Annotated in this window: 9 protein-coding genes and 1 pseudogene; 2 read left to right on the top strand and 8 right to left on the bottom strand. The window is 71.3% G+C overall.

The window, feature by feature from the left end; translation table 11 throughout:
- The 3 genes from AB8Z36_RS23030 to AB8Z36_RS23020 all read right to left on the bottom strand — a co-directional run.
- On the bottom strand, positions 1-753 hold a 753-nt coding region (locus tag AB8Z36_RS23030), incomplete at its 3' end, for an LPXTG cell wall anchor domain-containing protein (protein WP_369215261.1).
- Positions 754-994: 241 nt separating this feature from the next.
- Positions 995-1,504, bottom strand: a complete 510-nt coding sequence (locus AB8Z36_RS23025) for an ATP-binding protein (protein WP_369215260.1) — start codon at positions 1,502-1,504, stop codon at positions 995-997.
- A gap of 231 nt (positions 1,505-1,735) precedes the next feature.
- Positions 1,736-2,104 (bottom strand): STAS domain-containing protein, encoded by a 369-nt coding sequence (locus AB8Z36_RS23020; RefSeq protein WP_369215259.1) that lies wholly within the window; start codon positions 2,102-2,104, stop codon positions 1,736-1,738.
- Positions 2,105-2,342: 238 nt separating this feature from the next.
- Here AB8Z36_RS23020 and AB8Z36_RS23015 point away from each other — a divergent pair, with 238 nt between their 5' ends.
- Positions 2,343-3,308 (top strand): RNA polymerase sigma factor SigF, encoded by a 966-nt coding sequence (locus AB8Z36_RS23015; RefSeq protein WP_369215258.1) that lies wholly within the window; start codon positions 2,343-2,345, stop codon positions 3,306-3,308.
- Between the two features lie 84 nt (positions 3,309-3,392).
- On the opposite strand, the gene AB8Z36_RS23010 is transcribed toward AB8Z36_RS23015, so the two are convergent.
- From AB8Z36_RS23010 to AB8Z36_RS23000, 3 genes and pseudogenes are all read right to left on the bottom strand, one after another.
- Positions 3,393-4,088 (bottom strand): aspartate/glutamate racemase family protein, encoded by a 696-nt coding sequence (locus AB8Z36_RS23010; protein ID WP_369215257.1) that lies wholly within the window; start codon positions 4,086-4,088, stop codon positions 3,393-3,395.
- 51 nt (positions 4,089-4,139) lie between these two features.
- Positions 4,140-4,356: pseudogene (locus AB8Z36_RS23005) on the bottom strand (hypothetical protein).
- 168 nt (positions 4,357-4,524) lie between these two features.
- Positions 4,525-5,364 carry a helix-turn-helix transcriptional regulator gene (locus tag AB8Z36_RS23000; protein ID WP_369215256.1) on the bottom strand — a complete coding sequence of 280 codons (840 nt, stop codon included), beginning with the start codon at positions 5,362-5,364 and terminating at the stop codon, positions 4,525-4,527.
- A 54-nt stretch (positions 5,365-5,418) separates the two neighbouring features.
- Here AB8Z36_RS23000 and AB8Z36_RS22995 point away from each other — a divergent pair, with 54 nt between their 5' ends.
- Positions 5,419-6,240: an SDR family NAD(P)-dependent oxidoreductase gene (locus AB8Z36_RS22995; protein WP_440581977.1), complete on the top strand. Its 822-nt coding sequence runs from the start codon at positions 5,419-5,421 to the stop codon at positions 6,238-6,240.
- Positions 6,241-6,265: 25 nt separating this feature from the next.
- On the opposite strand, the gene hutI is transcribed toward AB8Z36_RS22995, so the two are convergent.
- On the bottom strand, positions 6,266-7,447 hold the full coding sequence (hutI, locus tag AB8Z36_RS22990) for an imidazolonepropionase (protein WP_369215254.1): 1,182 nt from the start codon (positions 7,445-7,447) through the stop codon (positions 6,266-6,268).
- 206 nt (positions 7,448-7,653) lie between these two features.
- Positions 7,654-8,345: alkaline phosphatase D family protein (locus AB8Z36_RS22985; protein ID WP_369215253.1), on the bottom strand; the 692-nt coding region annotated here is incomplete at its 5' end.

Below are 8,345 nucleotides of genomic sequence, written 5' to 3'. Positions count from 1 at the left end.
GTTCCTGCGGGTCAGCCAGAGCGCGCCCGCCGCGCCCGCGAGCAGCACCGTGCCGCCGAGGGTGCCGAGGGCGATGGCGGAGTCGGCGGGTCCGGTCTGCGGCAGTTCGCCGCCGCCGGAGGCCGCGCTGCCGGAGCCGCCGGAGGCGTCGGTGCCGCCGGTGCCGCCCGTCGCTCCGCCCGAGCCGGTGTCGGAGCCCGAGCCTCCTGTCCCCCCGGTGTCGTCCGAGCCGCCGGAGCCGCCCGATCCCTTGACGGTGAGTTCCAGGGACGGCTTCGGGTTGTTGGACGGCGTGCACGTGGTCGTCGTACCGAGCGCCTTGATCGTGAGGACCCCGGCCGTGAAGGTGACCTTGCCGCTCTTCTTCGGCGTGTACGTGCCCGACAGGTCACTGATCTTGATGGGCGTGTTGGCGGGGATCGCCTCGGCGTTGGTCGCCCCGGACACCGCCACCGTGCCGCTCTCGGCGCCGCCCAGCTTGATCACCGCGCTTGGCTTCATCGCGCCCTTGCCGAGCTCCACGGGGCTGGAGGAGACGCCCTTCTGGAAGGACATCGTGAGCTTGTAGCCGCTGCCGCTCCTGACGCTCTTGATGTCGATCGGCGAGACGGCGCTCTTGTCCCCGATCGGCGTCTTGCACTGGTAGTTGACGTCCTGGACGGTGGCCTGCGCGGCGGGGGCGGCCATCAGCACCGCTGAGCCGCCGGCCAGGGCGGTGGCAAGCGCGAGCGCGGCCGATTTCTTGTACGACACCTCGTGTTCCCCTCATGCCGGTCGTCGTGGCGTGCCGCGGTGCGGAGTAACGCTGAATTACTGACGGCACATCAGATTGGGCGCTCAAGGTACGCCCGGGACCTTGCCGAGGGAAGACAAAAGACGCGCCGGATCCGTGGTGATCCGGCGCGTGAGTGAACCGCGGGTAACAGCCGTGGCCAGGGGCGGCCGGGCCGATGGGGGACGGGCCGATACGGGGACGGGCCGAAGCAGGACGGACTCAGGCGGGTGCGCCCATCTCCGCCCATACCTTCTTACCCGCCGCTCCCTGCGTACGGACGACGCCCCAGTCGAGGCAGAGCCGCTGGACGATGAACATGCCGTGGCCGCCGGGGCGACCGGCACGGTGCGGGGTGCGCGGGGCGGGCTGCCCCGTACCCCGGTCGGAGACCTCGATGCGCAGCACTTTCCCGTCGGTGGAGAGCCAGAGCTCGTCGGGGCCCTCGGCATGCAGGCAGGCGTTGGTGACCAGCTCGGAGACGACGAGGAGCACGTCCTCGGCGGCGGCGCGCCGCTCGGCGCTCTCCGCGGGCAGCCAGCCCCAGGCGTGCAGCGCCTCCCGGGTGTAGTCACGGGCCATCGGAACGATGCCGCTCGCCCCGTTCAGGCTCAACCTGCGGACCTGGCGAGCGCCTGGCTCCCCGGAGGCACGGTCCGCGGGAGCGTCCGCGACGGTGGCCTCGGACTCCGGGCCACGGTCGCCCGGCGAGTAAGGCCGGGTGGTGCTCATCAGCGCTTCACCTCACCGACAAGAGGACTGAGGACTCTGGCCACGCAGAGGACTCTGGACGAGTAGGGACATCGACTGCTTGCCGTTCTTACAGATGACGGATTCAGGTCTCTCCTGCCCGGCCGGACCGTGAGAACACCCACTTATTCCGGACGGCCCGTGTGACACTGGTAACGCCTTGATCACACGAGGACAACTGACGCGTAACTATCACGCGGGACCGGCACGAGCTCACTCCGCCAGTGCGGCGGCAAGTGTCTCGTGGACCGTGAAGACGGCCTCGGCCCCGGTGATCTCGAAGACCCGCGCCACCACCGGCAGCATCCCGGCCAGGTGGATTCCACCCCCCGCGGCCTCGGCCTTGAGCCGGGCCCCGAGCAGCACGTTGAGCCCGGTGGAGTCGCAGAACTCAAGCCGCGAGCAGTCCACCACAAGCTTGGTAACGCCCTCGTCGAGGCAGCTTTCCAGCGGCTCCCGCAGGACATCGGCGGTGTGGTGATCCAGTTCACCCGCCGGGGTCACGACGGCGCTCGCTCCCGTCTTCCGCACTTCGACCAGAAGCCGGCCCATGTGCGCACTGCCGACCGTGCCGCGGTCCATCCGAAACTCTCTTCCGCCCCGTCGTACCTGTTGATGACGTCCCCGAACATTACGCCCTTGCCGCGCTTTGGGGTACCCGAACATCCTCCAGAATTCGGACATTTCGACTCAGAACGCACTTGCGACCGACGCGTCGAAGCGGGTAGGGGTAGAAGAGACACCAATCGACACGGACGGCTTTGGAGGCGCCGCACACCGCAGTGCACGTATTGGCATCGGCAGCCATATGCCGAGAACGATGGAGGACACCATGTCACCCCGGCTCGACGAATCGCATACTGACCAAGCGTCGTCGACAACCCTGCCGCACCGCTCCGCCACCGCGATCCCGGGCCCCACCCCTGAGTCCGCCCAGGCTCAGGACACTGAGTCCGCCCAGGCTCAGCTCGCCCTCGAAGGGCTTCACGACCTTCCCGAGATCCCGCCGTACGACGAAGTGGCGCCGCTGGACGCGAGGGCCCTGTCCAAGACCCTCTTCGAGCGTCTCGAAACGCTCGAGGAAGGGACGCACGAATACGCATACGTCCGCAACACACTGGTCGAGCTCAACCTCGCCCTGGTGAAGTTCGCGGCCTCCCGGTTCCGCTCCCGCAGCGAGCCGATGGAGGACATCATCCAGGTCGGCACGATCGGCCTCATCAAGGCGATCGACCGCTTCGAGCTCAGCCGCGGCGTTGAGTTCCCCACGTTCGCCATGCCGACGATCGTCGGTGAGGTCAAGCGCTTCTTCCGCGACACGAGCTGGTCGGTGCGCGTACCGCGCCGCCTCCAGGAGCTCCGGCTCGACCTCGCCAAGGCGGGCGACGAACTCGCTCAGCAGCTCGACCGCGCCCCCACGGTGAGCGAGCTCGCCACCCGCCTCGGCATCTCCAACGAAGAGGTCGTCGAGGGCATGGCGGCGTCCAACGCCTACACGGCGAGCTCCCTGGACGCCCAGCCCGAGGAGGACGACTCCGAGGGCGCGCTCGCGGACCGCATCGGCTACGAGGACCACGGCCTGGAGGGCATCGAGTACGTCGAGTCCCTGAAGCCGCTGATCGCCGAACTGCCGCCGCGCGACCGGAAGATCCTCTCCCTCCGCTTCGTCGCGAACATGACGCAGTCGGAGATCGGTGAGGAGCTGGGGATCTCGCAGATGCATGTCTCGCGACTGCTGTCGCGCACGCTCGTCAAGCTCCGCAAGGGCCTGACGGTCGAGGAGTAGTACGCGCACCGCACGCACCGCACGCACCGTGCGCTCTGTTGGGCCCGCCCGTTCGCTGACCATGGGCGGGCCCTTCCGCTGTCCTCAGAGGCCGCTTGTCGCCGCCGTGACGGCGGCCTCCGCGTGGATGCGGGTGGTGGGGAACACGGGTACGGGGCTGTGCTCGGCGCCGATGAGCAGCTCGATCTCGGTGCAGCCGAGGATGACGCCCTCCGCGCCCCGCCGTACGAGATCCCGGATGACCTCCTGGTAGGCGGCCCGGGACTCGTCCCGCACCACGCCGAGGCACAACTCCTCGTAAATGACGCGGTGCACGAGGTCGCGCCCGTCCCGGTCCGGCACGATGACGTCGAGCCCGTGCCCGGCGAGGCGGTCCCGGTAGAAGTCCTGCTCCATGGTGAACGCGGTGCCGAGCAGGCCCACGCGCGTGACGCCCGCCGCGCGTACGGCCTCGGCGGTGGCGTCGCCGAGGTGCAGCAGCGGCACGGAGAGCGCGTCGCGCACCTGGTCGGCGACCTTGTGCATGGTGTTGGTGCAGATCAGCACGAGATCGGCGCCGGCGGCCTCGACGCCCTTCGCGGCGGCGGCCAGCACGTCCCCGGCCCGCTCCCACTCCCCCGTGGCCTGGAGCCGCTCGATCTCCGCGAAGTCGACGGAGTAGAGCACGCAGCGGGCGGAGTGCAGCCCGCCGAGCCGTTCCTTGGTGAGCTGGTTGAGCAGCCGGTAGTACTCGGCACTGGACTCCCAGCTCATGCCGCCGATCAATCCGATGGTCCTCATACCTCTCAGCTTTTCACTCGCGGGACGCGTGGGGTGGGACCCCTGCGGCGACTAACCCTCCCCCAGTTCGCACCACACGGTCTTGCTGTTCGCGGTCTGTTCGGACGCCCCAGCGGAGGGAGACGGCGTCGAGGAGGGCGAGGCCGCGTCCGCTCTCGTCGTCGCCGCGGGTCACTCGGACGGTGACGGGGGTGCCTTCGCCGAGGTGGCGGATGACGTTGCTCTGTGACGAGCGACCGACTGGCCCCCTGAGAGGCGTCGGCAGCATTGGAAGGCGCTGCCTGCGTTGGATGGTGGAAGGGGCCCGCCCCCATGCCCTCGCACCCACTTCCGCGAAGTTGTGTTTCGGCATACAGGGGGCGTGCCGTGCGGCAAGTGCGCTGGATGGGGATTTGGTGTCGGGGTGGTGCTGTGGCGACATGGTGGTCCAGGGGCCTCAGCCCGGTACGTCCATTTTCTGGGTTCCGATGACCGACAGGAGTCGCATCGCCTCTGCTGAGGGGGTGCCCGGGGTCGCCGTGTAGAGGAAGACCCGTTGGTCGCGGTCGGTGATGTCCAGGACGTCGCAGTTCACGGATACGGGGCCGACCTGGGGGTGGTCGAAGGTTCTGCACAGGATGGGGCAGGCGGCCACCTCGTGGGTTGCCCAGAGGCGGGCGAACTCCGGGCTGGAGGTGAGGAGTTCGTTGAGCAAGGCCTTCACCTCCGGGGCGTCCGGGTAGCGGGCCGCGACCGCTCGCAGGTGGTGTGCCGCGCTGCGGGCGAACTCCTCGGCGTCCGACGCGCCGTACAGGCGGGAGTCGACCAGGAAGTGGCGGCGGACGAGGTTGCGGTCCCGGCGCGGGAGGGCCGAGAAGTCCTCCAGGAGAGCCGCCGCCAGGCCGTTCCAGGCGATGACCTCGTAGGTCGCCGACACTACGACCGCCGCCGCCTCGGGCAGGCGGTTCAGGAGGTCCACGAGGCTCGCCCGGACTTCCCTGGAGGGTCCGGCCGACGGGCCCGGCGGCGTACCGGCCAAGTGGTGCAGGTGGTCCCGTTCCGCGTCCGACAGGCGGAGCGCGCGTGCCAGTTGGCCGAGCACCTCCCGGGAGGGGTGCGGGGCCCGCGCCTGTTCGAGGCGCGTGTAGTACTCCGTCGAGATGTACGCCAACTGCGCCACCTCCTCACGGCGCAGTCCCGGCGTACGGCGGCGCGGCCCCGCGGGCAGGCCCACGTCGGCGGGGGTGATGCGTTCGCGCCTGCCGCGCAGGAAGCCCGCCAGCTCTTGTCGGTTCACCCGTCCAGTGTGCGGGCCGCGCTCCGCGCGCAGCCAGGTACTGGTGGTGCCTGGATGGGCCCGGGCGGCGGGGTCAGGCTCGGCGGCATGAACCAGATATGTGACCACCGCACCGCCCCCGGCCTGCTCGACGGCAAAGTCGCCTTCATCGCCGGGGCCAGCCGCGGCATCGGCGCCGCCGCCGCCCGCCTCTTCGCCCGGGAGGGCGCCCGCGTCCTGCTCACCGCCCGCTCGGAAGCGCCGCTGAAGGCGGTGACGGAGGAGATCGCGGAGGACGGCGGCACCGCCGCGTACGCCGTCTGCGACCTCGGGGACGGCGACAGCGTCCGGGGCGCCGTCCAGCGGGCCGTCGAGCTGTACGGACGGCTCGACGTCGCCTTCAACAACGGGGCCACCGGCCAGGCACCCGGTCCCATGGACGAGCTGTCCGAGGCCGACTTCGACCGCGTCAGCGACATCAACTTCAAGGGGCCCTGGCTCGCCATGACCGCCCAGGTCGCCGCCATCCGCGCCACCGCCGGACGCGGCGCCATCGTCAACACCTCCAGCGTCGGCAGCCTCCTGGCCAACCCCGCGCTGCCTGTCTACGGCGCGGCGAAGCGCGCGGTGAACAGCCTCACCGCGTCCGCCGCCGTCACGTACGGCCCGGAGGGCATCCGCGTCAACGCCGTCGCGCCCGGCACCACCCTCACGGAGATGCTGCGCGACTGGGACGCGGAGTCCCCCGGCATCATCGAGCAGCTCAACGCCCAGACGCCGCTGCGGCGTGCCGCCGACCCCGAAGAGATCGCGCAGGCCGCCGCCTGGCTGCTCAGCGACCGCGCCTCCTACGTCACCGGCACGGTCCTCCGCGTCGACGGCGGTATGTGGGCCTGACCCCGCCTGACCCCGCCTGACCCCATCAGGCCACGCGCGCGCCCGCGCGCCAGACCTCGCTGACCAGCGGGACCCCCGGGCGGTACGCCAGATGCACGTGGCTGGGGGCGTCGAGGAGGGCCAGGTCCGCCCGTGCGCCCTCGCGCAGCACGCCGACGTCCGTGCGGCGCAGGGCCGCCGCGCCGCCCGCCGTCGCCGACCAGACCGCCTCGTCCGGGGTCATGCCCATGTCCCGTACGGCGAGCGCGACGCAGAACGGCACCGAGGACGTGAACGACGAGCCCGGGTTGCAGTCCGTGGAAAGGGCCACCGTCGCGCCCGCGTCCAGGAGGCGGCGGGCGTCCGGCCACTCCGCCCGCGTCGAGAACTCCGCGCCGGGCAGCAGGGTCGCCACCGTGTTGCCCTGGGCCAGGGCGTCCACGTCGGCGTCCGTGAGGTGGGTGCAGTGGTCGGCGCTTGCCGCGTCCAGTTCGACGGCGAGCTGGACCCCCGGGCCGTACGAGAGCTGGTTGGCGTGGATACGGGGGTGCAGGCCCCTCGCCTTGCCCGCCGTGAGGATCGCGCGGGCCTGGTCGCCGTCGAAGGCACCCTTCTCGCAGAAGACGTCGATCCAGCGGGCGTGCGGGGCGCAGGCCTCCAGCATCTCGCCGGTGACCAGCTCCACATAGGCCGCCGGGTCGTCGGCGTAGTCCGGCGGGACGATGTGCGCGCCGAGGAACGTGACCTCGTCCGTGTGCTTCGCCGCGATGCGGAGGGCCCTGGACTCGTGCTCGGTGCTCAGGCCGTAGCCGGACTTCGTCTCGAAGGTGGTCGTGCCCTGGCGGAGGGCTTCGGCCAGGTAGTGCCGGACGTTCGCCTCCAGGGCCTCGTCCGTCGCCGCGCGGGTCGCCGCGACCGTCGTACGGATGCCGCCCGCCGAGTACGGGCGGCCCGACATCCTCGCGTTGAACTCCTGGGTGCGGTCGCCCGCGAAGACGAGGTGGCTGTGGCTGTCCACGAAGCCGGGGATGGCGGCCTGGCCTCCGGCGTCGTGCCGCGCGTCCGCCGACGGGGCCTTGGCGGCCGGGCCCACCCAGGCGATGGTGTCGCCTTCGAGGACGACTGCGGCGTCCGTCAGCAGGCCCAGGGGGGTCCCGTCCCCCTGGGAGGGGTCGTTCGTGACGAGCGATGCGATGTTGGTGATCAGGGTGGTCGTGGTCGTGGTCATGGCTCCGGCTCCGGTGKGGTGGGCGGGGTYCTTCTCCCCGATCCCGCCCCTTCCCGGAACCCCCCCCCCCCCCCCCCCCCCCCCCCCCCCCCCCCCCCCCCCCCCCCCCCCCCCCCCCCCCCCCCCCCCCCCCCCCCCCGCCCCGGACCCCGCTCCTCAAACGCCGGAGGGGCTGAGAGCCTGGCCCCTCCGGCGGGGCCGGTGATTTACGCCGGGTGCAACCCGGGGTCACCCGCCTCGGTGACGAAGGACGCCGCCGTCCTGATGGGGGCGCCCGGCGTCGTGACGGCGTTCAGCGTCTTGAAGTCGGCCCGTGCCGCTTCGCGGTCGTAGGCGACCGTGACGTAGCCGCGCCGGCCGTTGTAGAAGCGCAGGTGCGGGTTGGCCTTGGTGTAGGTGTCCCAGTTGGACGGCTTGTCGGCGCCGTCCTTGCCGCTGGCTATGGACGTGGCGACGATCTCCGTGCCGAGGTTCTTGGAGGAGGGGTCGTCGAAGTCGGCCTTGATGTCGAAGGCGTAGCCGACGTGCACGTCACCGGTGAGGACCATGAGGTTGTCGAGGCCCGCGGCCCGCGCGCCCGCGAGGACCCGCTGCCGCGAGGCGCGGTAGCCGTCCCAGGCGTCCATGGACAGCTTCGGCTCCGCGGTGAGGTCCAGCCTGCGCTGGGAGAAGGTGACCTGCTGGGGGACGACGTTCCACCGGGCCCGCGAGCGGCGCCAGCCGTCGATGAGCCAGCGCTCCTGGGTGGCGCCGGTGATGGTGCGCGCCGGGTCGTCCGTCTCGGGCCCCGCGGCGTGCGMCTTGKCGCCGTACGCCTGGTCGGAGCGGTACTGCCGGGTGTCGAGGATGTCGAACTGGGCGAGGCGGCCCCAGGCGAGTCGGCGGTAGAGCTGGGCGT

It is taken from the genome of Streptomyces flavofungini (assembly GCF_041028215.1).
GTDB classification, from domain to species: Bacteria; Actinomycetota; Actinomycetes; order Streptomycetales; family Streptomycetaceae; genus Streptomyces; species Streptomyces flavofungini_B.
Note: the sequence above shows the minus strand (reverse complement) of the source record. Positions and strands in the feature narration are given on the sequence as shown.